18 protein-coding genes and 1 tRNA gene are annotated in these 24,129 nt (G+C 66.6%); 15 read left to right on the top strand and 4 right to left on the bottom strand.

The window, feature by feature from the left end; translation table 11 throughout:
* Positions 1-42: 42 nt before the first annotated feature.
* From ETO60_RS07140 to ETO60_RS07115, 6 genes are all read left to right on the top strand, one after another.
* Positions 43-2,817, top strand: coding sequence for a TonB-dependent receptor (locus ETO60_RS07140; protein WP_315850274.1), 2,775 nt, complete (start codon positions 43-45; stop codon positions 2,815-2,817).
* 78 nt (positions 2,818-2,895) lie between these two features.
* On the top strand, positions 2,896-4,422 hold the full coding sequence (locus tag ETO60_RS07135; RefSeq protein ID WP_315850280.1) for a tryptophan halogenase family protein: 1,527 nt from the start codon (positions 2,896-2,898) through the stop codon (positions 4,420-4,422).
* Between the two features lie 38 nt (positions 4,423-4,460).
* A complete protein-coding gene (locus ETO60_RS07130) occupies positions 4,461-6,281 on the top strand; it encodes an alpha-amylase family glycosyl hydrolase (RefSeq protein ID WP_199798852.1) in 1,821 nt (606 codons plus the stop codon).
* Complete coding sequence (locus ETO60_RS07125) at positions 6,278-7,918, top strand: alpha-amylase family glycosyl hydrolase (protein WP_130004114.1); 1,641 nt, start codon at positions 6,278-6,280, stop codon at positions 7,916-7,918. The genes ETO60_RS07130 and ETO60_RS07125 overlap by 4 nt, the downstream gene beginning before the upstream one ends.
* Positions 7,915-9,957, top strand: a complete 2,043-nt coding sequence (locus ETO60_RS07120; protein ID WP_130004666.1) for a glycoside hydrolase family 97 protein — start codon at positions 7,915-7,917, stop codon at positions 9,955-9,957. The genes ETO60_RS07125 and ETO60_RS07120 overlap by 4 nt, the downstream gene beginning before the upstream one ends.
* A complete protein-coding gene (locus ETO60_RS07115) occupies positions 9,954-11,447 on the top strand; it encodes a tryptophan halogenase family protein (RefSeq protein WP_130004112.1) in 1,494 nt (497 codons plus the stop codon). The genes ETO60_RS07120 and ETO60_RS07115 overlap by 4 nt, the downstream gene beginning before the upstream one ends.
* A 29-nt stretch (positions 11,448-11,476) precedes the next feature.
* On the opposite strand, the gene ETO60_RS07110 is transcribed toward ETO60_RS07115, so the two are convergent.
* Positions 11,477-11,551 (bottom strand) — tRNA-Gln (locus ETO60_RS07110).
* Between the two features lie 73 nt (positions 11,552-11,624).
* Positions 11,625-12,476 (bottom strand): glutathione-dependent disulfide-bond oxidoreductase, encoded by an 852-nt coding sequence (yghU, locus tag ETO60_RS07105; protein ID WP_130004110.1) that lies wholly within the window; start codon positions 12,474-12,476, stop codon positions 11,625-11,627.
* A gap of 101 nt (positions 12,477-12,577) precedes the next feature.
* On the opposite strand from yghU, the gene ETO60_RS07100 reads away from it, so the two are divergent.
* From ETO60_RS07100 to ETO60_RS07075, 6 genes are read left to right on the top strand one after another with little or no spacing between them, the layout of a single operon-like run.
* On the top strand, positions 12,578-13,594 hold the full coding sequence (locus tag ETO60_RS07100) for a DNA topoisomerase IB (RefSeq protein ID WP_130004664.1): 1,017 nt from the start codon (positions 12,578-12,580) through the stop codon (positions 13,592-13,594).
* A 23-nt stretch (positions 13,595-13,617) separates the two neighbouring features.
* A complete protein-coding gene (locus ETO60_RS07095; RefSeq protein ID WP_234026377.1) occupies positions 13,618-14,154 on the top strand; it encodes a CinA family protein in 537 nt (178 codons plus the stop codon).
* A 7-nt stretch (positions 14,155-14,161) separates the two neighbouring features.
* Positions 14,162-16,213: an NAD(+) synthase gene (locus ETO60_RS07090; protein ID WP_130004106.1), complete on the top strand. Its 2,052-nt coding sequence runs from the start codon at positions 14,162-14,164 to the stop codon at positions 16,211-16,213.
* A gap of 60 nt (positions 16,214-16,273) precedes the next feature.
* Positions 16,274-17,323 carry a type III polyketide synthase gene (locus tag ETO60_RS07085; protein WP_130004662.1) on the top strand — a complete coding sequence of 350 codons (1,050 nt, stop codon included), beginning with the start codon at positions 16,274-16,276 and terminating at the stop codon, positions 17,321-17,323.
* A gap of 4 nt (positions 17,324-17,327) precedes the next feature.
* Complete coding sequence (locus tag ETO60_RS07080; RefSeq protein WP_130004104.1) at positions 17,328-18,014, top strand: methyltransferase domain-containing protein; 687 nt, start codon at positions 17,328-17,330, stop codon at positions 18,012-18,014.
* Complete coding sequence (locus tag ETO60_RS07075) at positions 17,993-19,108, top strand: NAD(P)/FAD-dependent oxidoreductase (RefSeq protein WP_315850273.1); 1,116 nt, start codon at positions 17,993-17,995, stop codon at positions 19,106-19,108. Before ETO60_RS07080 ends, ETO60_RS07075 begins: the two co-directional genes overlap by 22 nt.
* Here ETO60_RS07075 and ETO60_RS07070 read toward each other — a convergent pair.
* On the bottom strand, positions 19,081-20,175 hold the full coding sequence (locus tag ETO60_RS07070; RefSeq protein WP_130004661.1) for a branched-chain amino acid aminotransferase: 1,095 nt from the start codon (positions 20,173-20,175) through the stop codon (positions 19,081-19,083). The genes ETO60_RS07075 and ETO60_RS07070 overlap by 28 nt on opposite strands.
* A 385-nt stretch (positions 20,176-20,560) precedes the next feature.
* A complete protein-coding gene (locus tag ETO60_RS07065) occupies positions 20,561-21,106 on the bottom strand; it encodes a hypothetical protein (protein ID WP_130004100.1) in 546 nt (181 codons plus the stop codon).
* A 29-nt stretch (positions 21,107-21,135) separates the two neighbouring features.
* On the opposite strand from ETO60_RS07065, the gene ETO60_RS07060 reads away from it, so the two are divergent.
* Genes ETO60_RS07060 through ETO60_RS07050 form a run of 3 tightly spaced genes read left to right on the top strand, consistent with a single transcriptional unit; the run spans position 21,136 to position 24,126 of the window.
* Positions 21,136-21,879 (top strand): TlyA family RNA methyltransferase, encoded by a 744-nt coding sequence (locus ETO60_RS07060; RefSeq protein WP_130004098.1) that lies wholly within the window; start codon positions 21,136-21,138, stop codon positions 21,877-21,879.
* A gap of 52 nt (positions 21,880-21,931) precedes the next feature.
* Positions 21,932-23,464 (top strand): acyl-CoA carboxylase subunit beta, encoded by a 1,533-nt coding sequence (locus tag ETO60_RS07055; RefSeq protein WP_130004096.1) that lies wholly within the window; start codon positions 21,932-21,934, stop codon positions 23,462-23,464.
* Entirely contained in the window at positions 23,461-24,126 is a 666-nt protein-coding gene (locus ETO60_RS07050) for a hypothetical protein (protein WP_130004094.1), read from the top strand. The genes ETO60_RS07055 and ETO60_RS07050 overlap by 4 nt, the downstream gene beginning before the upstream one ends.
* Positions 24,127-24,129: the final 3 nt, after the last annotated feature.

Genomic DNA, 24,129 nt, shown 5'->3' with positions numbered 1-24,129 from the left:
AACGGCACGCCCGGATTGCCGGCGTGCGAGGGGGAGATGACCATGATCAAGCGCACCCGCGGCGCAGCGCTGTTCGCCGGCTCCGCGATGGCGTTGGCACTGATGCCGGCCGCCGCTTTCGCCCAGCAGGGCGCCACGCCGCAGCCCCCGGCTGCAACCCCGCCCGCTGGTGAAGCGGACGCGGCGCAGCCGGTGGAAGAGGGGGCGGAGGCGATCGTCGTGACGGGCTTCCGCGCCAGCCTGCAAAGCGCGGTGGCGGAGAAGCGCACCCAGAACCTCATCGTCGAGTCGGTGACTGCGGAAGACATCGGACGTCTTCCTGACAACTCGATCGGCGAGGCGATCGCGCGCCTGCCGGGCCTGACGGCGCAGCGCCTGAACGGCCGTGCGAACGTGGTGTCGATCCGCGGCTTTGGCCCCGACTTCTCGCAGACGCTGCTGAACGGACGCGAGCAGACGTCGCTCGGAGACAACCGCGCGGTCGAGTTCGACCAATATCCCGGCGAGCTGGTGAACCAGGTTGTCGTGTACAAATCTCCCAGCGCCGAGCTGGTCGGACAGGGGCTGGTCGGAACCATTGACATCCGCACCATCCGGCCGCTCGACTACGGCCGGCGCGTCTTGGCGATTGGCGGGCGCGGCTCCTACACGGATCTCGGTCGGCTGAACGCGGGTTCCGAGGAATTCGGCTACCGCGCCAGCGCCACCTTCGTCGACCAGTTCGCCGACGACACGATCGGGATTTCGCTGGCGGCTTCCTATGTCGACGAGCCGTACCAGGTCCAGGAGTTCAACGCGTGGGGCTATGCCGACGTGGGCGGCAATGCGGTCATCGGCGGCAACAAGAGCTTCGTGCAGTCGACCAACCTGAAGCGGCTGGGTCTTGCCGGAACGGTGCAGTGGGAGCCGACGCCCGGTCTCACACTTACGGTCGACGGGTTCTACTCCGACTTCGACGATGACCAGCTGCGGCGCGGGATCGAGCTTCCGCTCGGCTTTGGCGGGGGCTTTGGCGTTGCCTTCAATCCCGCCGGTGCGACGGTGGAGAACGGCGTGATTACCGCCGGACAGTTCACCAATGTGCGCGGCGTGGTGCGCAACGATGTGTTCCAGCGGCAGGCCGAACTCGTCGCCGGAGGGTTCAACGCGAAGTGGGACGGCGCCGACGGGTGGAAGGCCTATTTCGATTTCGGCTACTCGCGCACCGACCGCAACGAACTCAATCTCGAAAGCTATGCCGGCACGGGCTACAACGGTGACGACACCGGCATCGGTGCCGCCGCCACCATCGGCTTCCGAACCGGCGAGCGCGGCACGGTGTTCAGCCCGTCGCTGAACTACAGCGACCCGTCACTGGTGCTGCTCACCGATCCGCTCGGCTGGGGCGGCGACAGCGTTCAGGCCGGTTACTACAACAACCGCATCATCGATGACGAGCTGATGCAGTACCGGGTGCATGTCGAGCGGGAGATCGATTCGTTCATTTCGGCCGTCAAGTTCGGCATGAACTACACCAACCGGGACAAGTCGCTCACGCCGAACGAGGCGTTCGTGCGGCTGCCCGGCGGAGCCAGAACCGCGCGCGTGCCTTCGGAACTTCTGCTCGCGCCCACGAACCTCGCCTATCTGGGGCTCGGACCGATCGTCAGCTACGATCCTCGGCAATTGATCGATGCCGGCGCGCTGGTGCTTCAGTTCCGCGACGGCACGGGGGGCGGCGACCAGGACGTGCTCGCCAAGCAGTTCTCGGTGCGCGAAGACCTGATGACGCTCTATCTTCAGGCCGACATCGAGCAGCGGCTTGGTGGGGGCGTCCTGACCGGCAACATCGGCGTGCAGGCCGTGAGCACCGACCAGGAATCGACCGGTTTCGCCTTCACGCCCACCGGTCCGCAGGTGATCACGCGGGGCGCGTCCTATTGGGATGTGCTGCCGAGCCTGAACCTGTCGATGCGCTTCGACAGTGACCTGGTGCTGCGGTTCGCGGCGTCGCGACAGATCATGCGCCCGCGTCTTGACGACATGCGCATCGCGCTCGGCTACGGCATCAACAACAACCCGGCCGAAAGTCCGACGGGTCAGGCGCCCTTCATCAGCGGCGGGGGCGGCAACCCGTTCCTTCGCCCGTACCGGGCCAACGCCGTCGATTTCAACATCGAGAAGTATTTCGGCAATGCCGGCGTGCTGGCGCTCCAGCTGTTCTACAAGGACATCAAGAGCTTCATCTTCGGCGGTCGCTTCGTCTTCGACTATGCGGGCCTGCCCCTGCCGCCCGGACCGGCGCCGGTCACCACGATCGGCAATCTCGATGCGCCGGTGAACACCGGCGGCGGCGACCTTTACGGTGCGGAACTCGCCGCCACCTTGCCCTTCGACACCATCTCGAGCCTGTTGAGCGGGTTCGGGATCACGGGCGGGGTGAGCTATACCGAAACCTCCGTCACCGACGCGTCGGGCAACGAGACACGCATTCCCGGCTACTCGAAGTGGGTTGCCAACGGCACCCTGTTCTACGAAGCGTTCGGTCTGAACGCCCGCGCCAGCGTGCGTCACAGGTCCAGTTTCCTTGGCGACTTCACCGGGTTCGGGGGATCGCCCACCCGGCGCGTGGCGCGCGGGGAGACGATCGTCGACGCGCAGATCGGCTATGAATTCCCCCAGGGAACGGCGTTGCAGGGTTTGAACATTTACGTTCAGGGGCAGAACCTGACCAATGAACCGTTCGTGTCGATCGCGGGGGAGGGTCTCACCCGGCAGGTGCTCGACTATCAGACATTCGGACGCCGGTTTCTTGCAGGGTTCACCTATCGTTTCTGAGGTCTGGCGGGCATGGCGCCGTCCCGCAACGTGCGGGCCGGCGTCGCCGCGTCTCCCCGGTGCAATCACGGTAGCTGGGTGCGAAGGGGTGCGGGGGTGAGCGAGCGCGGCTTGCGACATGTCGTGATTGCCGGTGGTGGCACCGCCGGATGGATGGCTGCGGCCGCGCTCGGCGTGCTCTCCGATCTTGAAGTCACCCTGATCGAGAGCGAGGAGATCGGCACCGTCGGGGTGGGTGAGGCGACGATCCCGCAGATCCGCCTGTTCAACGCCGCGGTGGGCCTTGACGAAGGCGAGTTCTTCCGCGCGACGCGAGGGAGCTACAAGCTCGGCATCATGTTCGAGGGCTGGAGCGGCGAGGGGTCACGCTACATGCATGCCTTCGGCCCCACCGGCGCGGCGCATGGCGTCCTGCCGTTTCACCACCACTGGCTCCACGCCCGCTCCGCCGGCCTTGCGCGGGATTTCGGCGCCTACTCGCTCAATCGGGTTGCCGCTACCGCAGGGCGCGTGCCGTCTCCACTTGGCAGGGGTGACGAGCCGCAAAGCCCCTATGCCTACCATTTCGATGCCGCACTCTACGCCAAGCTGCTGCGCGCCCATGCCGAGGCTGCCGGGGTGCGCCGGGTCGAGGGGCGGATCGTCGATGTGGTTCTCTCCTCCGACGGCGAGGCGGTCGAGGCTCTTGTCCTGGCATCCGGTAGCCGCATCCCAGCGGATTTCTTCGTCGACTGCACCGGGTTCAGGGCCGTGCTGCTGGAGGCACTCGCACCCCGCGAGTTCGACAACTGGTCGCACTGGCTGCCGTGCGACCGGGCATGGGCGGTGCCGTGTGCGGCTGCCGGCGACTTCACGCCCTATACCCGCGCCACGGCGCGGCAGGCCGGATGGCAGTGGCGCATCCCGCTGCAGCACCGCATCGGCAACGGTTACGTCTTCTGCAGCCGCTTCTGCGACGAGGAGGACGCGCGTCGCGTGCTGCTCGCCAACCTTGATGGCGAGCCGGAGTCGGACCCCAGACTGCTCTCGTTCACCACCGGCACGCGCCGCCGCCACTGGGTCGGCAACTGCGTCGCGCTCGGGCTGGCGGCCGGTTTCATGGAGCCGCTCGAATCCACCAGCATCCATCTGGTGCAATCCTCAATCGCGCGGTTGCTCCAACTGCTGCCCTCGGACCCGCGCGCGACCTGCTGTGCGGTTGAGTTCAATCGGCAGGCGCAGTCGGAGTGGTGCCGGATCCGCGACTTCCTGATCCTCCACTACCATGCCAACGGGCGGCAGGGAGAACCGTTCTGGGATGAACGGCGCGCAGCGGCACTGCCCGACACGCTGGTGGAGCAACTCGAACTCTGGCGTCACACCGCGACTGTCTCGCGCCGCGACGAGGATCTCTTCACGCTGGAAGGGTGGTCGCAGGTGCTGATCGGCCAGAACATCCTGCCCGCGTGCGTGCATCCGCTCGCCGCCGGGGCGGAACCGGAGGCCTTGCGCGCCCGGCTCGACGCCATTCTCGCCCGCCATGCCGCCGCGGTTGAACGCATGCCGACCCATGCGGCCGCTCTTCGCCAAGCGATGATGACTGAACCGCAGAGGAAACGCGCATGACCAGTGGAGTATTCGCCGCACTCCTCACCGCCGGAATGATGCTGGCGGCGACGCCGACATGGGCGGCCGGGGAGGAACGTCTGTCTGGGGCGCAGGCGCCGGCAACCTCCGTGACAAGGGCAATGCGCGAACGCCTGCCGCAGGACGAGATCATCTACTTCGTCCTTCCCGACCGGTTCGAGAACGGAGACCCGACCAACGATCGCGGCGGTCTGACGGGCGATCGCGAGGTGACCGGCTTCGATCCCACAAGCCAGGCGTTCTTCCAGGGCGGTGACCTCAAGGGTCTGACCCAGCGGCTCGATTACATCCAGGGACTGGGCGTCACCGCCATCTGGTTCGCGCCGATCTTCAAGAACAAGCCGGTCCAGGGGCCGCCGGACAACCGCAGCGCAGGCTATCACGGCTACTGGGTCACAGACTTCACCCAGGTCGACCCGCATTTCGGCACGAACGAAGAGTTCCGCGCCTTCGTCGACGCGGCGCACGCGCGGGGGATGAAGGTCTACATGGACATCATCACCAATCACACCGCCGACGTGATCCGCTACGCCGAGGGCGATGCGAACGGCTATGCCTATCGCAGCAAGGCCGACTACCCGTACACCCGCCGGGGCGGAGTGGAAGGTCCGCCGATCAACGTGGGCTTCGCAGGTGACGAGGACGAGAGCCCGGAGAACTTCGCCCGCCTCAACGATCCGCGCTGGGCCTACACGCCGGTGGTGCCGGAGGACGAGCGCGGCGTGAAGGTCCCGGCGTGGCTGAACGACCCGATCTACTACCACAATCGCGGGGACACCTACTGGGTCGGGGAAAGCTCCCGCCATGGCGATTTCGTCGGGCTGGACGATCTTTTCACGGAGCATCCGCGGGTGCTTGAAGGGATGATCGAGATCTACGGCGGCTGGATCGACCGTTTTGGCATCGACGGGTTCCGGATCGACACCGCCAAGCACGTCAATTCGAGCTTCTGGCAACGTTTCGTCCCGGCCATGCAGGCCCGGGCACAGGCCCGGGGCATCCCCAACTTCCACATTTTCGGCGAGATCGCCTTCGACGAGCCGTCCGCTACGCTGGCCGCGCAGATCATGTGGGAGAGCGGGCTGCCGTCGGCCCTCGACATGGGGTTTGCAAGCGCCGCGCAGCGGGTCGTCGGAGGGCGCGCGTCGCCACGCACGCTTGCCGATCTGCTCGAGCAGGACGTGATCTACCCCGGCGGTGCACAGGCGGCGTTGAGCCTGCCGACATTTCTCGGCAATCACGACTTCGGCCGCTTCAGCATGTTCGTCCGGCGCGCCAATCCCGAAGCCGGCGCCGACGAACTGCTGGCCCGCACCATGCTGGGCCATGCCATGATGCTGACGCTGCGGGGAGTGCCCACCATCTATTACGGTGACGAACAGGGGTTCGTGTCGGACGGCCACGACCAGCTTGCCCGCGAACCGATGTTTCCGAGCCGGACGGCGGTTTACAACGATAACGAGCTGCTGGGCACGACCGCCACGCCCGCGGATTCGAACTTCGACATCAACCACCCGCTCTATCGCGCAATCGGCGACCTGGCGCAGATCCGGCGCGCGCATCCCGCTTTGAGGCGGGGGCTGAGCACCGTGCGTGCGGCCGACCACGAGGGCCAGGGGCTGCTCGCCGTGGAGCGTTTCGACGCCGAAAGCGGTCAGCGGGTGCTCGTCGCCTTCAACACCTCTGCGCAGCCGATCACGCGCACCGTCGCCGTTCACGGGCTGGCGAGCCGGCTCCGCCCCATTGCCGGCGCCTGTCCACCCGCTGTGGCGGCACCTGGCAGCGTGCGTGTGACCATCGCGCCGTTCGGGCATCTGGTCTGCGAACTCCAGGGATGACCAACGCCGCCTTGCCGGTCCGCGAAAACCCGGTGTCAGAAGAGCGCGCGGAGGCGCAGCCATGGTGGCGCGGCGCGGCCATCTACCAGGTCTATCCGCGCAGTTTCCGCGACACCAACGGAGACGGAATTGGCGATCTGCCCGGCATTACCCGTGGTTTGCCGCACATCGCCTCACTGGGCGTGGATGCGATCTGGATCAGCCCGTTCTACCGCTCTCCCCAAGCCGATTTCGGCTACGACGTCAGCGACTACACCGATGTCGACCCGATCTTCGGAACGCTTTCCGACTTCGACACGTTGGTGGCCCGCGCGCACGAGCTGGGCCTGCGGGTGCTGATCGATCAGATCTACTCGCACTGCTCGGATCAGCACCCGTGGTTCACCCAAAGCCGGGCGGACCGGACAAACCCGAAAGCGGACTGGTTCGTCTGGGCCGACGCGAAGGCGGACGGGTCGCCGCCAAGCAACTGGCAATCCGTTTTCGGCGGGCCGGCATGGACCTGGGACGCGCGCCGCGGCCAGTATTATCTGCACAACTTCCTGCCTCAGCAACCGCAGCTGAACGGGCACAACCCGCAGGTGCAGGACGCGCTGCTCTCGGTCGCGCAGTTCTGGCTTGATCGCGGCGTCGACGGCTTCCGCATCGACGCGCTGAACTTCGCCATGCACGATCCGCGCCTGCGCGACAATCCGCCCGCGCCCGACGACGGACGCCCGCGAACCCGGCCGTTCGACTTTCAGCAGCACCTCTTCAACCAGTCGCATCCGGGCATCATCGCCTTCATCGAACGGATCCGCGCGCTGACCGACCGCTATGGCGCGATTTTCACTGTGGCGGAGGTGGGGGGAGACAACGCTCTTGCCGAAATGCGCGCGTTCACAGCCGGTCCCCGGCGTCTGGACTCAGCCTACGGGTTCGACTTCCTATATGCGCGGAACCTCACGCCCGCGCTCGTCTGCGATGCCCTTTCCGCATGGAGCGGGGAGGGTGACGAAGGATGGCCCAGCTGGGCATTCGAGAACCATGACGCCCCCCGCGCCGCTTCGCGCTGGTGGGACGAGCAGCATCACGAAGCGGGAGTGCGGCTGAAGCTGCTGCTGCTCACAGCGCTGCGCGGCAACATCATCCTGTTCCAGGGTGAGGAACTCGGACTGCATCAGGACGAGATCGCCTTCGAGGATCTGCGCGATCCGGAGGCGATCGCCAACTGGCCCCTGACGCTGTCACGGGACGGGGTGCGGACGCCGCTCCCATGGCGGGCCGACAAGCCGCAGGCCGGGTTCACCACCGGCACGCCGTGGCTGCCGCTCGGCGCGGGCAACCGTGTCCGCGCCATCGACAGACAGGAGCAGGACGAGGGGTCGGTGCTGAATCTCGTCCGCGCGCTCCTTCGCCTCCGCCGCTCGCATCCGGCGCTTCGCCTTGGCGCCTTCGAAGGGTGCAGCGGCGACGACGACCTGCTCAGTTTCGACCGATTGTGGAAAGACGCGAGGATCCGATGCCTGTTCAACCTGTCGCTTCATCACACCCGTGGCCTCGCGTCTCTCCCGCCGGAGGCACGCGTTCTGATGGCGGTCAACGGCGCCTCGCCCGAGGGGCTGCCTCCGCTTGGCGGCCTGCTCGTGCAGCTCTGAGGGCGCTTCTCCTTGTCGCGCTGTCAGGCGCGGCGCCTGCAGCATTGCTGGCTCAGGAGCGGGTCTCGTCGCCGGACGGCCGGATCACGGTGACGGCCAACACCGATGGCGAGGGGGTTCCCTACTACGAGATCAGCCGCGACGGGCAGGTTCTCATCGCGCCCAGCCAGCTTGGCTTCCTGTTCACCGACGCCGATCCCATGCGCCGCAACTTCGCCCTTTCCGGCGTTGAGCGTGGCAGCGCCGATGCGCGCTGGGAACAGCCCTGGGGCGAACGCCGGTTTGTAACCGATCGCCACAACGCGATGACAGTGACGTTCCGGGAGAAGGGCGGGGCACAGCGCAGCCTGGCGGTGCAGTTCCGCGTGTTCGACGATGGGGTCGGCTTCCGCTACGACTTTCCCGAGAACACGAATGGCGGCCTCGTCAACATCGCCGAGGAACTGACCGAATTCGTGGTCGCGCCGAAGGGAACCGCCTGGTGGATCCAGGGTGGCGACTGGAACCGATACGAATACCTGTATCAGAAGACCGACATCGGGAGCGTCAGCACGGCCCACACCCCGATCACCATGCGCCTCGACGACGGGACGCACCTGTCGTTCCATGAGGCGGCGCTGGTGGACTATGCCGGCTACTGGTTCAAGCGGTTCGATGGACAGCGCTTCCGCACCCATCTGTCTCCTTCAAGCCGCGGACCCAAGGTCGTGCGGCGCGGCGGCTTCGTGACGCCGTGGCGGGCGATCCGCATCGCCGACAGTGCGGCGGGGCTGGTCGAAAGCGATCTCGAACTGAACCTCAACGAGCCGAACCGGCTCGGTGACATCTCAAGCTGGTTCCGGCCGCAGAAGTACATCGGCATCTGGTGGGGCATGATCCGCGGCGACTGGACCTGGGCCCAGGGTCCGCGGCATGGCGCCACGACCGCACGCGCCAAGCAGTACATCGATTTCGCGGCGCGGCACGGCTTTGCCGGCGTCCTGATCGAGGGATGGAACATCGGCTGGGACGGCAACTGGTTCGGCAACGGCCGGGAATACAGCTTCACGCAGCCTTATCCGGATTTCGATCTCGAGCAGGTTGCCGCCTATGCCCGCAGCCGGGGCGTGCAGCTCGTCGGCCATCACGAGACCGGCGGCAACATCGCCAACTACGAAAAACAGCTCGATGACGCTCTGGCGCTGTACGACCGGCTGAACGTCCGCGTGGTCAAGACGGGCTATGTGGCGGACGCCGGCGGGATCATCGCCTGCAATGCCGATGCGGCCGATCCGTGCCGGGGAGAGGTGTTCGAGTGGCACGACGGCCAACGGCAGGTCCAGCACCATCTGCGCGTTGTCGAGGCTGCCGCCCGGCACCGGATCGCGATCAACCCCCATGAGCCTGTCAAGGACACCGGCCTGCGGCGGACCTATCCGAGCTGGGTGGCGCGCGAGGGCGCCCGGGGTCAAGAGTACAACGCCTGGTCGCGCTTCGGCAACGGCCCCGATCACGATCCGACGCTTGTCTACACCCGCATGCTGGCCGGGCCGATGGACTATACGCCGGGCGTGCTGAGCCTGGTGGGAGACCGCGGCATGCCGTTCTCCTCGACCCTCGCCAAGCAGCTGGGGCTGTACCTCGCCATCTACTCGCCCATCCAGATGGCGGCCGACTTCATCGAGAACCTTGAGGCGCATCCGCGCGAACTCGCCTTCATCAAGCAGGTGCCGGCGGACTGGGAGGACAGCCGGCTTGTTGCCGGAGAAGTGGGCGACTACGCGATCTTCGCCCGCAAGGACCGCAACAGCGCGGACTGGTATGTCGGCGGGGTCAACGACGCCACCCGGCGCGACGTTACGGTCCAGTTCGCGTTCCTCGACCCGCGCCGGACATACGAAGCCACCGTCTTCAAGGATGCGCCGGGCGCGACCTACGAGAACGAGAGCCGCCACACCATCGCCTACGAGACGATCACCCTGCGCGCGGGCGACACCCGGACGTTCGAGCTTGCGCCGGGGGGCGGGCTGGCAATCCGGCTGACACCGGAGCGCAGATGACTGACGGAGTGCGCGCGCCGGACTGCGTGGTCCTCGGCGGAGGGAGCGCCGGATGGATCGCCGCCTGTCTGCTGCACCAAGCCTTCGCCGGGCGCGGCGCCACGGTCACGCTCGTCGAGAACCCTGAGATCGGGATCATCGGCGTCGGCGAAGGCTCCACGCCGCAGCTCAAGGCGTTCTTCGATCGTCTCGGCGTGGACGAGGCGGAGTGGATGGCCGCGTGCGATGCCACCTTCAAGCTGGGCATTCGCTTCCACGGGTGGAGCAAGCGGCCGGGCTTTTCGCACTACATCCACCCCTTCCCGTCGCCGGTCGATCTCCACACCGAGCCGCCGTACACCCGCGTCTGCGCCGCTGCCCGCCGCGGCGCTGCGGTCGACTTCGCCCATCCTGACGACTGGTTTCTGGCCTCCCGTCTCGCGCTCGCGGGGCTATCGCCGCACGCGGCCGATTCCTTTCCCTTCGCACCGTCCCATGGCTATCACTTCGATGCGTACAAGCTGGGCGCCTATCTGCGCGGCTGGGCGACGTCTCGGGGGGTTCGCCATGTCCGCGCCGAAGTGGCGGCGGTGGAGTGCGCGGGAGACGAGCGGATCGGCGCGCTCGTGTGTGCCGATGGCACGCGGCTGACCGCCGACATGTTCGTGGATTGTTCGGGCTTCCGCTCGGAGCTGATGCAGAAGACGCTCGGCGAACCCTTCATCGCCTTTGACGACAACCTGTTCGTCGATCGGGCGGTGGTGATGGCGACACCGCCGCCGGGGCAGGCAACGCCGCTGACCGAGGCGATTGCCATGCGGGCCGGCTGGCGCTGGCGCATCCCGCTCCAGTCGCGGTGCGGCAACGGCTACGTCTACTCCTCCGCATTCGTGTCGGATGACGAGGCCGAGCACGAATTGAGGCAGGCCTTGGGCATGCTCTCCGCTGGCGAGACGCGCCGCCTGAGGATGAAGGTCGGACGCGTTCGCCAGAGCTGGCGCGGCAATTGTCTCGCCGTCGGACTCGCGCAAGGGTTCATCGAACCGCTCGAGGCTACGGCGCTGCACATCGTCATCCACACTGTCGAACGCTTCATCGCCGCCTGGGCGCCCGATGCCGGACCGGATCGCCTCCGGGCCTTCAACGAAGCCGTTGCCACCCGCTATGACGGCATCCGGGACTACATCGTCGCGCATTACCGGCTCAATCAGCGGGAAGGCAACTTCTGGCGTGCCAACGCCAGCAACCATTCGCTGTCCGAACCGCTGAAGCAGGTCATCACGGCTTGGTTCACCCACGCCGATCTCCGGCAGCGGCTGGCCGAGATCTACGGGCCACATTCCGCCTACAGCAGCGCCAGCTGGCATTGTCTGTTCGCGGGCTATGGCACCTTTCCGACGCGACCCCAGCCGGTGCCGCACGACATGACCATGGCGGGCGAGGCGCTGGCGACGGTTCAAACCATGCTCGCCGCCTGCGCCCGCAACTTCGGCCCTCTTGAGGCGTCTTGACGCAGGGGGTCTCCGAGGAGGTCTAAAGGTGGCTGGGGCGGCAGGATTCGAACCTGCGCATGGCGGTACCAAAAACCGCTGCCTTACCGCTTGGCTACGCCCCAAGGCCTGCAGGCGCTATAGCGCCCGGCGCCTGTTTGCCAAGTGGCGAGCACGGCGCGCCGCCGCTGCCTGCTGTCAGACGTCCTTGCCGGCGAAATCGGCCGCGCAGTGGCGCGTCTCCAGCCGCGTCTCGGGCGGGCCGGAAGTCTTGTTCACGATGCGGCCGCGGCGCACGGCCGGGCGGGCGGCAATCTCCGCCACCCAGCGGGCCACGTGGCCGTATTCTGCGATCGAGAGAAATTCGCGTGCCGAGCCGTAGATCGACCCTTCCACGAACGGTGCCAGCCACGGGAAGGCGGCGATGTCGGCAATCGTGTATTCGTCGCCGGCGAGATAGCGCGTCTGGCCAAGGCGTTGGTCGGCCACGTCAAACAGCCGCTTCGTTTCCATGGCGTAGCGGTCGATGGCGTATTTGATCTTGACCGGAGCGTACGCATAGAAATGTCCGAACCCGCCGCCGATGAACGGGGCGCTGCCCACCTGCCAGAACAGCCAGTTCAGAGTCTCCGTCCGCGCCGATCCGCGCGCCGGGAGGAAACGGCCGAACCGCTCCGCCAGATGCAGAAGGATCGACCCGCTCTCGAAGACCCGAAGCGGCGTTCCTTCCGACCAGTCGACGAGCGCAGGGATCTTCGAATTTGGATTGATGTCGACGAAGCCGCTGCCGAATTGCTCGCCCGCAGAAATGTCGATCGGCCAGGCGTCGTATTCGGCGTCGCCGTGTCCGGCCTCAAGGAGTTCCTCGAGCATGATCGTCGCCTTGACCCCGTTGGGCGTTGCGAGCGAATACAGTTGCAGCGCGTGCTCGCCGCGGGGCAGCGGGGTCGTCGTTCGCGCCCCGGCCGTGGGCCGGTTAATGGCTGAGAATCGGCCGCCATGCCCGTCGTCGAAGGCCCAGACCTCAGGCGGCTGGTAATCGTCGCTCACATCCGTGCCTTTCGTGCTCGATTTGCGCCACCCTTCCGCCGGACCCACATCCGATGGACGAGAGCAGGAACAACAAGGGCGGGCGCGAGGTTCCTCACACCATGGACGTCGACAAGGCACCGCTGATCTTCGTGGATGACGAGCTTCCGGGGATCACGAGACGCCGATCCGGCAAGGGTTGGGCCTATTTTGACGCCGAGGGCCGGCTCATCTCCGACCGCCGCGAGCGCGAGCGGCTGAACCGGATTGCGCTGCCGCCGGCCTATCGCGACGCGTGGTTCTGTCCGGCGCCCAACGGGCATATCCTCGCCACCGGGATCGACGCGAAAGGGCGCAAGCAGTACCGCTACCACCCCGAGTTTCGCGCTCACCGCGAGAGCGTCAAGTATGACGGGTGCGCGACCTTCGGCAAGCTTCTGCCGCTCGTGCGCATGCGCGTCGAAAAGGATCTGGCCCAGCGACGGATCACGCGCGAGCGGGCGATCGCGGGGGTGGTCCGGCTTCTGGACCTTGGCGCGCTGCGCGTCGGGAACGAATGCTATGCGCAAAGCAACAAGAGCTTCGGCGCCACGACGCTGAGGGGCCGGCACGCGAAGGTGGTGGGCGATACGCTTCGCATCCGCTTCAAGGGCAAGCATGGCGTGCTGCGCGACCTGCAGCTGACGGACCGTCGGCTGGCGAAGGTGGTGCGCGGCCTGCAGGATCTGCCGGGCCAGCGTCTGTTCCGCTACCTCGACGAGGAGCAGAACTGCCACGACGTGGATTCCTCGGACGTCAACGAGTACCTGCGCGAAACGATGGGAGAAGGCTTCACCGCCAAGATGTTCCGCACGTGGCACGGAAGTGTGATTGGCTTCGAGACGCTGGCCTCGTCGACCCGCGTCCTGACCATCAAGGAACTCACGCAGAGCGTCGCGGACCGGCTGGGCAACACGCCCGCCGTGACCCGGCGCAGCTACATCCATCCGGCCGTTTTCAGCGTGGTCGAGCAGCAGGAGGAGTGGCGCGCGCAGCTCAGGCTTCCGCGCGCGACGCGCTGGCTCAGTCGCCACGAGCGGGGATTGATCGCGTTGCTCGAAGAGTCACCGGATGCCATGGAACTGCTGAGCGCCGCGTAGGAGAAGACACGCAATGCAAGGGAATGTCGGACATGGCTGAGGTGCTCGACGCGGTTCTCGAGCCCGGCGCGCGTGAACAGGCGCAACGCGTGATTGAGCGCGTGCGTGATGCGGAGCTTCGCCTCGCGACGGCGGAAAGCTGCACCGCCGGGTTGCTCGCGGCCGTGCTTACCGATGTGGAGGGGTGCGGCCATGTCTTCGATCGCGGGTTCGTCACCTACGAGCTGACGGCAAAGTGCGACATGCTCGACCTTCCCGAGGAGATCGTGCAGCACAACGCCGCCGTGAACGAGGCGGTCGCCCGGCTGATGGCGGAAAGGACTCTTGCCAGGTCGGAGGCGCACATCGCGATCGGCATCACCGGATTCGCTGGGCCGTGCGAGGAGGATCAGGAGGAAGGTCTGGTCTTCATTGGCTGTGCCGCGCAGGATCGCGAGACGCAGGTTCGCGAAGAGCATTTCGGAGAGATTGGCCGCGCCGCGGTCCGGGCCAAGGCCCTGGCAGCCGCTTTCGAGATGATCGCGGAGGCGACCGCTGCATTGCAGCAGCGGCGAGCCTGAGCAGGGGATGAGCAGTCACCCGTTCTATGCGCTTCACACGCATGGCTTCGTGCGCTGTGCGGCCGCTACGCCGCAGGTGCGGACAGCGGACGTCTCCTTCAACGCCGAGGCCATTCTCGCCGACGCGCATCGGGCGCATGAGCAGGCAGTCGACCTGGTCGTCTTTCCCGAGCTGTGTCTTTCCGCCTATGCCATCGACGATCTTCATCTGCAGGCGGCGCTTCTCGACGCGGTCGAGGCGGCGGCGGGACAACTGATTGAGCAGAGCGCCGGGCTGAGGCCGCTGTTGCTGGTGGGCGCACCGCTGCGGTGTCAGGGGAGGGTGTACAACTGCGCGCTGGCCATCAAGGGCGGCCAGCTTCTTGGTGTCGTGCCCAAGAGCTTCCTGCCCAATTACCGTGAGTTCTACGAGAAGCGGTGGTTCGCCCACGGGCGGAGCCGCCGGGGTGGACGCATCACTGTTGCGGGGCACGACGTCCCGTTCGGCGTTGACCTCATCTTTGCCGCCCGCACCCATCGCGGCTTCAAGGTCTTCGTCGAGATCTGCGAGGATTTCTGGGCACCGGTGCCGCCGTCGACCTATGGCGCTCTGGCAGGAGCGACCATCCTGGCGAACCTCTCGGCCTCGAACATCACCATCGGCAAGGCCGACGAGCGGCATCTGCTGTGCCGGTCGCAAAGCGCCCGCGCCGCGGCCGCCTACGTGTATTCGGCCAGCGGCCATGGCGAGAGCACAACCGACGTGGCCTGGGACGGGCAGGGGATGATCTACGAGCTTGGCGACCTGCTCGTGGAGAGCGAGCGGTTCACCCTGACCCCGAGCCTGTGTGTGGCGGATGTCGACGCCGAACGGGTGCTGCTCGACCGGATGCGGATGCAGACCTTTGCCGACGCGGCGGAGGCGGCCGGAAATCCCGCCGACACCCACCGCACCGTGTTGTTCGACCACGAGCCTTCCGGCGACGTCGGCCTGCGGCGGCCGCTGCGCCGCTTTCCCTTCGTGCCGGACCGTCCAGACCGGCTGGACGACGACTGCTACGAAGCGTTCAACATCCAGGTCGACGGGCTTCTGCGCCGGTTTCAGGCCACAAGCGGCGACAGCATGGTGATCGGCGTGTCTGGCGGGATCGATTCCACCCATGCTCTGATCGTGGCGGCCAAGGTGTGCGACCGGCTGGATCTGCCGCGGACAACCATCCGCGGCTACACCATGCCGGGCTTCGGCACTTCCGAAGGCACGAAGAGCAACGCGTGGGAGCTGATGCGCGCGCTCGGCATCACTGCGGAGGAAATCGACATTCGGCCTGCCGCGCGGCAGATGCTGGCCGATATCGATCATCCGTTTGCGCGCGGCGAACCGGTGCACGATGTCACGTTCGAGAACGTGCAGGCGGGCCTTCGCACCGATTACCTGTTCCGGCTCGCCGGGCATCATCGCGGCTTCGTGATCGGGACGGGCGATCTGAGCGAACTGGCGCTCGGCTGGTGCACCTACGGTGTGGGCGATCAGATGAGCCACTACGCCGTCAATGCCGGCGTGCCCAAGACGCTGATCCAGCATCTCATCCGCTGGGCCACCCGCACCGATCTCTTCGATCCGCAGACGGACGCGGTTCTCGAAGCGATCCTCGAGACGGAAATCAGTCCCGAGCTCGTGCCCGCAGACGCGGACGGGGGGATGCAGAGCACGCAGGACATCATCGGCCCTTTCGCGCTCAACGACTTCTTCCTTCACCACATCGTCCGGTTCGGCCATTCTCCCGCCAAGGTCGCCTTCCTGTGCTGGCATGCCTGGCGCGATGCGGCGGCAGGCCGCTGGCCGGACACCATTCCGCAGGCCGCGCGGGTCGCCTACGATCTGCCCACCATCGCCGGCTGGCTCGAGAAGTTCCTCGTGCGCTTCTTCGAAACGAGCCAGTTCAAGCGCTCGGCATTGCCGAACGGGCCGAAAGTTTCGGCCGGCGGCGCACTCAGTCCGCGCGGCGACTGGCGGGCGCCATCCGATGCCGTGGCGGCGGTGTGGGTGGACAACCTGCGCTCCAGCCTGCCCGATCTGTGATCCCCGCGCCCATGCGCTGTCGCATTGGCGCGCGGCATGGTGCATGAAAGGCCGATGAGCATGGCCATCATCACGGGTCTGGCTGGCGCCGTTCCCGCGCTGGACTTCGAGGCCGACTACCGGCGCTGGGCTTGCGCGCGTCTGGCGCCGTCTGGCCGAGCGGGCCTTTACGCCCGCATGGCGGAACGGTCGGGCATCGAGCATCGATGGTCCGTCCTCGAAGCCGAAGACGCGCGGCTCGACCAAGGGCAGGGCTTCTACGGCGGCGACACGCCGCCGTCCACCTCCGCACGGATGCGCATCTATGCCCGCGAAGCGCCGGAACTCGCGCTGCAGGCGATCCGCAAGCTCGGCCCCCTGCCACCGGTCACGCATCTTGTCGTCGCCAGCTGCACCGGATTCGTCGCACCCGGCATCGATCAGATCATCGCCCGCAGGCTCGGGCTGGACGGCGCGGTGGAGCGCGTGCTGATCGGGTTCATGGGCTGTTACGCAGCGGTCACGGCCCTGCGCACCGCGCGGCACATCGTGCGTTCCGATCCAGGCGCGCGCGTGCTCGTGGTCACGGTGGAGCTCTCGACCCTGCATCATCAGGACGAGCCGGAGATCGAGCCGATGCTCGCCGGCGCCCAGTTCGGTGACGGCGCCGCCGCGGCACTGGTCGAAGGCTGCGGCCGTGGCTTGGAAATCGGGGCCGGCCTGTCGGCGACGCTGGACGGAAGCGACGACCTGATCACCTGGGAGATCGCCGACACGGGCTTTCGCATGCACCTGTCGGGCGCCGTCCCCGCGCGCATCGCCGCCGCGCTTGGCGAAGGCGGACTGGGCGCACGGATCGCGGCGCTTGTCGGCACCGACCAACCCGTTAGCTACGCCGTCCATGCCGGCGGGCGCTCCATCCTCGATGCCGTCGAGCGGGGCCTCCACCTGCCGCCCGGCGCCCTTGCTGCGTCGCGCGCGGTCCTGCGCGAGTGCGGGAACATCAGTTCCTCGACCCTGATGTTCGTGCTCGAACGGCTGATGCAGGACAAGCCGACGCGCGGGATTGCGCTGGCATTCGGCCCCGGCCTGGCCGTCGAGGGGTTCGTCTTCGGCTGGCACGACGCGTAACCCCATGCTTCAGGATCGCGCCTTCGCCGATGAGCTGATGGACGATCCGGATCTGCCGGCTGAAACCTATGAAGCCGTGCTGGCGGATCTCGCACGGGTGAACCGGGCCACGTGGGCTTATCGGCCCACCCTGCAGTTCCTGAAACGTGCCGTGGGTCGCCGACGTGCTTTTTCCGTTCTGGACGTGGGGTTCGGGCAGGGAGACATGCTGCGAAGGATCGCCGCCTTCGCGCGCGCGCGGGGTCAAGCCGTTCGACTGGTCGGCGTCGATCTCAACCGCAACAGCATCGCCGCGGCGCGGGCGGCGACCCCGCTGCACACCGCCATCGACTTTCGCCATGGTGACTACGCCGATCTGGCGGGCGAGGGGTGGGACTGCATCATCTCCAGCCTCGTTGCACACCACATGAACCCGGCGCAGCTGAGCGCGTTCCTGCGCTTCATGGATGCCGAGGCGCAGGCGGGCTGGTTCGTCAACGACCTTCATCGCCACAACTTCGCCTACCGTGCCTATCCGTGGCTCGCGCGCCTCCTGAGAGTCCACCCGATCGTCCGGCATGACGGGCATGTGTCGATCGCGCGCGCGTTCCGCCGGTCCGACTGGGCGGCTCAGCTGGACACGGCCGGCGTCGCCGGGGCGCGTGTGCGGCGCATCTTCCCGTTCCGCCTGTGCGTGGAGAAGGTGGTGTGAGGCCCCTCGTGCTTGGTGCCGGGCCGGCCGGCTGCGCCGCCGCCATCGTCCTTGCGCGCGGAGGGGCAGCGCCGGTGCTCATGGACCGCTCCCGAACGCCCGGCGATGCGCTGTGCGGCGGCTTTCTGAGCTGGCGGACGGTGCGCAATCTTCAGGCGCTGGGGGTCGACGCCGAAGGGGCGGGGGCCGTCCGCGTCACGCGCCTGCGCTATTTCGGACACGGCGAGCCGATCGAGGCCGCCTTGCCGGAACCGGGCCTGGGCCTGTCCCGCCACGCGCTCGACAGCGCGCTGCGGCGGGCCGCGATCGCTGCGGGCGCGCAGGAGAGGATCGACCACGCGCTCGACGTGGCGCCGGGGCGGGTTCGCACCCGTGCCGGCGAGCACACGCCCGGGGCCATCTTCCTTGCGTCCGGCAAGCACGATGTGCGCGGGCAGCCGAGGCCGCGCCTAGCCGACGATCCGGTGCTGGGATGCCGGGTCAGGCTGTGCGGCGACCCCGAATTGCAGCGCGTGATCGGGGATGCCGTCGAGCTGCACTGCTTTGCCGGCGGCTATGCCGGAATTGTCAGGCAGGAAAATGGCACCGTGAACATCTGCATGGCGGTCCACAAATCGAGGCTGGCGGGAGCGGGCGGCGACCTGCACCGCCTGTTTGCCCAGCTCGCAGTCCAGAACCCGCAACTCGGCCGTCGCCTCGACCATGTTCCGGCGCACGAGGCAATCCAGTCCATCGGCGCCGTACCCTACGGCTTCATCGCGCGCGAGACATCCTGCGGCCTTTTCCGCCTCGGGGACCAGGCCGCCGTGATCCCTTCGCTCGCCGGCGAAGGGGTGTCCATCGCCCTGACCAGCGGCATCGCCGCGGCGTCCGCCTACCTGCGCGGTGGCCCCGAAGCCGCGCCCGCCTTTCAGCGGCGTTTCGCCCGTCTTGTCCGTCGGCCAGTCGGGGCAGCCGCCCTGCTCTGGCGGGTAAGCGAGCTGCGTGAACACGGCGTCGTTGCCGAAAGGGTCGCGCGCCTGTTTCCCTGGCTCCTGCCGATGGCGATGAACGCCAGCCGCGTGTCTCAGCCGAGCTGGGTGACCCAGCCGTAAGGGTCCGGTGCGCTGCCCGACTGGATGCGGGTCAGCCGCTCGCGGAGCCGCTTCGTCAGCGGGCCGGGCGCACCATCGCCGATGGTGAAGCGTTGCTCGCCATCCAGCACCGACCCGACCGGCGTGACCACGGCTGCGGTGCCGCACGCGAAACACTCTGACAGGACGCCGCTCCCGGCGTCGGCACGCCAGCGGTCGATCGAATACGGCTCTTCGGCAACGGCCACTCCCTCGTCGCGCAGCAGGGTGATGAGGCTGTCGCGGGTGATCCCCGGCAGGATCGTGCCTGTGAGGGGCGGCGTTATGACCCGGCCATCCGCCAGCACGAAGAACAGGTTCATGCCGCCAAGCTCCTCCACCCATGTCCGCTCCACGGCATCGAGGAAGACGACCTGGTCACAGCCGTGCTCGGTCGCCTCGGCGATGGGAATGAGGCTCGCCGCATAGTTGCCGCCCGTCTTGGCCGCGCCGGTTCCGCCGGGTGCGGCGCGCACATGCTGGCGGCTGACCCACAGGCTGACGGCCGGTGCGTCCGACTTGAAGTAGCCTCCGACGGGCGAGGCGATCACGATGAACTTGTACTGGCGCGCGGGCCGGACGCCGAGAAACGCTTCCGTCGCGATCATGAACGGCCGAAGGTAGATCGAGCCGCCGGACACGGCGGGGAACCAGTGTCCGTCGACCTCCATCAATTCGCCCAAGGCCTGGAGGAACAGGTGTTCGGGCAGGGTGGGCATCGCCATGCGGCGGGCGCTCGCATTCAGCCGCGCGGCGTTCGCCTCCGGGCGGAACAGGGCCAGCCTGCCGCTGTCGTGGCGATAGACCTTCAGTCCCTCGAAGATCTCCTGAGCGTAGTGGAGCACGGCCGCTGCCGGGTCGAGCCGCAGTGGCCCACGCGGACAGAGGCGTGCGGTGTGCCAGCCCCCGCGCGCCTCGTCAAAATCGATGACGATCATGTGATCGGTGAACACCTTGCCGAAGCCGGGAGAGGCCAGCGCGGCTTCGCGCTGTTCCGTAGGCAAGGGATCTGGGTTGAGCTCGCGCGTGAACGACAGGGGTGCGGTGATGGTCAAAGCCTGCTCCTTCGCTCCGAGCCGTTATGGCGCATCGGGCGCGAGGGCAAGTTTGCGCCGATCGGAGGCGATCTGGATATGAGAAAGGCGGCCCCGGCTGTTGCCGGAAACCGCCTTTCGCATGGTCAGCGGCCGGAAGTGCCGCTTACGAAGCCTCTACGGACTGTCTGGAACCTACCCGTAATGCCTCGCGCGGAAACTCGCCGACCCCTCTGCTGAACCATGAGACATCGGATCACCTCCTTTCGCGCTCGTGAGCCAAGACCCGCACCGATTCACCGGGGGTCAAGGACAGCGTTCACCGCTGACCTCGTCCCGCAATCTGCGGTGTGGGCGCGGGGTTTGCAAGATGGCGGCGCGGTTTTCCCCGGATGCGCGATCATCCGCGGCACGCTTCGATAACGCGCGTGATCTCGGGCCAGGAGGGAAGATACAGCGGAGCCGCCCCGCGCGCCTCGACGGCGAACCGGCCTCGGCTGAACGCCATGGCATCGAGCAGCGGGTCCCTCGCGCTCACCTGTGCGGCGAGGGTGCTGCGTGCCGCCGCAACGTCCTGCGTCGCGAGGGTGCGGTCCTGCGTGCCGGTGCGGATGACCAGCGGACCGGCGCCGGCGGGTGTCGCCGCGCGCTCAAGCGCCATCTGCCGCGAGGCGGGGTCGCAGCGCATCGTGAACAGCGCCGCGCCCGAAGAGTCGGCGAACACCGCCGTCGGCACGGGCCGGGCGCTGTAGGTCCAGTCGCCGGCGGTGGCGGGGTTGTCGATCCAGTTGGTCGCAGGGGGCGGAGCCTGTGGCGGGGCCGGCGCCGCGACCGGCGGCGGCGGAGCGGGCGGCGCAGGTGGCGGCGGCGCTGTCCGCGGAACGCAGGCGGCAATGGAGAAGCTCAGGGCAATGGCAGCGCAGGCGCGCAGGCAAATCGGTTTCATGGCCTCACCATGCGCGCTAAACCGGCCTCATGTCCACGGCTTCGAAGCAGCGCGTCGATCACCTGCTGGTCACACGCGGTCTGGTGGAAAGCCGCACCCGCGCGCAGGCGCTGGTCATGGCGGGGCTCGTGCATTCTGCCGGACAAAGGATCGCCAAGCCGGGACAGCTCCTGCCGCGAGACGCGCCGCTCGAGGTGCGAGGACGGGAACATCCGTGGGTCAGTCGTGGCGGGGTGAAGCTTGCGCATGCGCTCGACCACTTCGCGCTCGACCCTTCGGGGGCGACCGCCATGGACATCGGCAGTTCGACCGGCGGCTTCACTGACGTTCTGCTGACGCGCGGGGCGGCGCACGTCTTCGCCGTCGACAGCGGAACGAACCAGCTGGCTTGGAAGCTGCGGCAGGATCCGCGCGTCACCGTGCTGGAGCAGACCAGCGCGCGCGTGCTGACGCCTGAACAGATCGATCGGCCGTGCGACTGGATCGTGTGCGATGCCAGCTTCATCGCGCTTGCCAAGGTGCTGGAGAGGCCGTTGCAGCTGGCCGCCGCCCGCTGCCGCCTGGTGGCGTTGATCAAGCCGCAGTTCGAGGTAGGACGGGACGAAGTGGGCAAGGGCGGCGTCGTGCGCGACCCTGCGCTCCATCGGCGGGTGTGCGAGGAAGTCTGCGCGTGGGTGGAGCAGGCGGGGCTGGCTGTTCAGGGCGTGATCGAAAGTCCGATCACCGGGCCGGAAGGCAACCGCGAATTCCTGCTCTCGGCGCTGCGCGATTGACGCCGCGGCGGTGCGGCGCGTAACCGCCCGCAAACACATGAGGGAGAGCGGGATGTCCGCGAACATCGCCGAAATGGAACGCCGCCGCGCCGCTGCCGAACTGGGCGGCGGCACGCAGCGGATCGCGGCCCAGCATGCCAAAGGCAAGCTGACGGCCCGCGAGCGGCTGGACGTGCTGCTCGATCCGGGTTCGTTTGAGGAACTCGACCGCTATGTCGAGCACGACTGCATCGATTTCGGCATGGACGCGCAGAAGATCCCGGGCGACGGCGTCGTCACCGGCTCGGGCACGATTAACGGCCGGCTGGTGTTCGTCTTTTCGCAGGATTTCACCGTCTTCGGCGGCTCCTTGTCGAAACGCCACGCGGAGAAGATCTGCAAGGTGATGGACATGGCGATGAAGGTCGGCGCGCCGGTCATCGGCCTCAACGACTCCGGCGGCGCGCGCATCCAGGAAGGCGTGGCCTCCTTGGGCGGCTATGCCGAGGTGTTCCAGCGCAACGTGCTGGCCAGCGGGGTGGTGCCGCAGATCAGCCTGATCATGGGGCCGTGCGCGGGCGGCGCGGTCTATTCCCCGGCGATGACCGACTTCATCTTCATGGTGAAGGACAGCTCCTACATGTTCGTCACCGGCCCAGACGTGGTGAAAACCGTCACCAACGAGGTGGTGACGCAAGAGGAACTAGGCGGGGCGGTGACGCACACCACCAAGACCAGCGTCGCCGATGTCGCGTTCGAAAACGACATCGAGACTCTGCTCGCCACCCGCGACTTCTTCGACTTCCTGCCGCTGTCCAACCGGGAAGGCGTGCCGGAGCGGCCGACCGCCGATCCGTGGGACCGGGAGGAGCCGTCGCTCGACACGCTGATCCCGGACAACGCCAATCAGCCCTACGACATGCACGAAGTCATTCGGAAGACGCTGGACGAAGGCGACTTCTTCGAAGTGCAGCCCAAGCACGCCGCCAACATCATCTGCGGTTTTGGCCGGGTGGAGGGGCGCACGGTCGGAGTCGTCGCGAACCAGCCGATGGTGCTGGCGGGCGTCCTCGACATCAATTCGTCGAAGAAGGCAGCGCGGTTCGTGCGCTTCTGCGACGCGTTCGAGATCCCGATCATCACCTTCGTCGACGTGCCCGGCTTCCTTCCCGGCACCGCGCAGGAGCTCGGCGGCATCATCAAGCACGGCGCCAAGCTGCTGTTCGCCTATGCCGAGGCGACCGCGCCCAAGATCACCGTCATCACCCGCAAGGCCTATGGCGGCGCCTACGACGTCATGGCGTCCAAGCACCTGCGTGGTGACCTCAACTACGCTTGGCCCACCGCTGAGATCGCCGTGATGGGCGCGAAGGGGGCGGTGGAGATCATCTTCCGCTCCGACCGGGGCGATCCGGACAAGATCGCGGAAAAGACGCGGGAGTACGAGGAACGGTTCGCCAACCCCTTCGTGGCCGCCAGTCGAGGATACATCGACGAGGTGATCTATCCTCACTCCACCCGGCGGCGGATTGCTCTGGGATTGCGGAAGCTACGGGGCAAGGTGCTGGAGAACCCTTGGAAGAAGCATGACAATATCCCGCTATGAGTGTCATTCGAGTACAACGAGCGCTCGAGGTGCGAGCTGTTGAAGCTGCAGAAGCGTCTGCCCTTCAGGCCAAACGGGCAGTCGATGCATCTATTATTTCGATAGGGTTAAGCGTACTTGCCTTGTTCGCTCTATTGGCCACTATTTTACAAGGGCGAATGGCTTTGAAGAGAGCCACGCTTGCGAATAAAATTGCTTCTGATTCCGCTGAGAAGCAACTCAGAGCATACCTGTCGGTCGAACCGATGGGAGTTACCGTTCCGGAGAAAAATCGTATTACATTTCCTTTGAATGTAATAAATCATGGTGCAACCCCCGCCTCGGCTATTGAGTTCGTCAGCGATTTTCTAGTCGTGGAAGGTGAACCGCGTGAATTTGATCCTAAGCAATATGGGCGGAGCGAAGATCACTCCTTACCTTCGGAAACAATGATCGGCCCCGGAATCAATCAATTTGTTTACGCAACCTACTCAGATGATTGTTTGCGTGAACATAGAACTGCTATTGGTAGTAGAAAAGCCGCTATTGTTCATTATGGCATGATAAGATACGACGATGTATTTGGTAAGAGCCACGTTACAAATTTTTCTTTTTATCACTGGGGCGAAGAACTCAGTGCTGAAGAAAGCAAGAGATGCCGCTTTGGCAACAGTGTGACTTAGGAA

It is taken from the genome of Qipengyuania thermophila (genome assembly GCF_004153605.1).
Lineage (GTDB): Bacteria > Pseudomonadota > Alphaproteobacteria > Sphingomonadales > Sphingomonadaceae > Qipengyuania_B > Qipengyuania_B thermophila.
The sequence above is the reverse complement of the archived record's forward strand: the minus strand, read 5'-3'. Positions and strand labels throughout refer to the sequence as shown.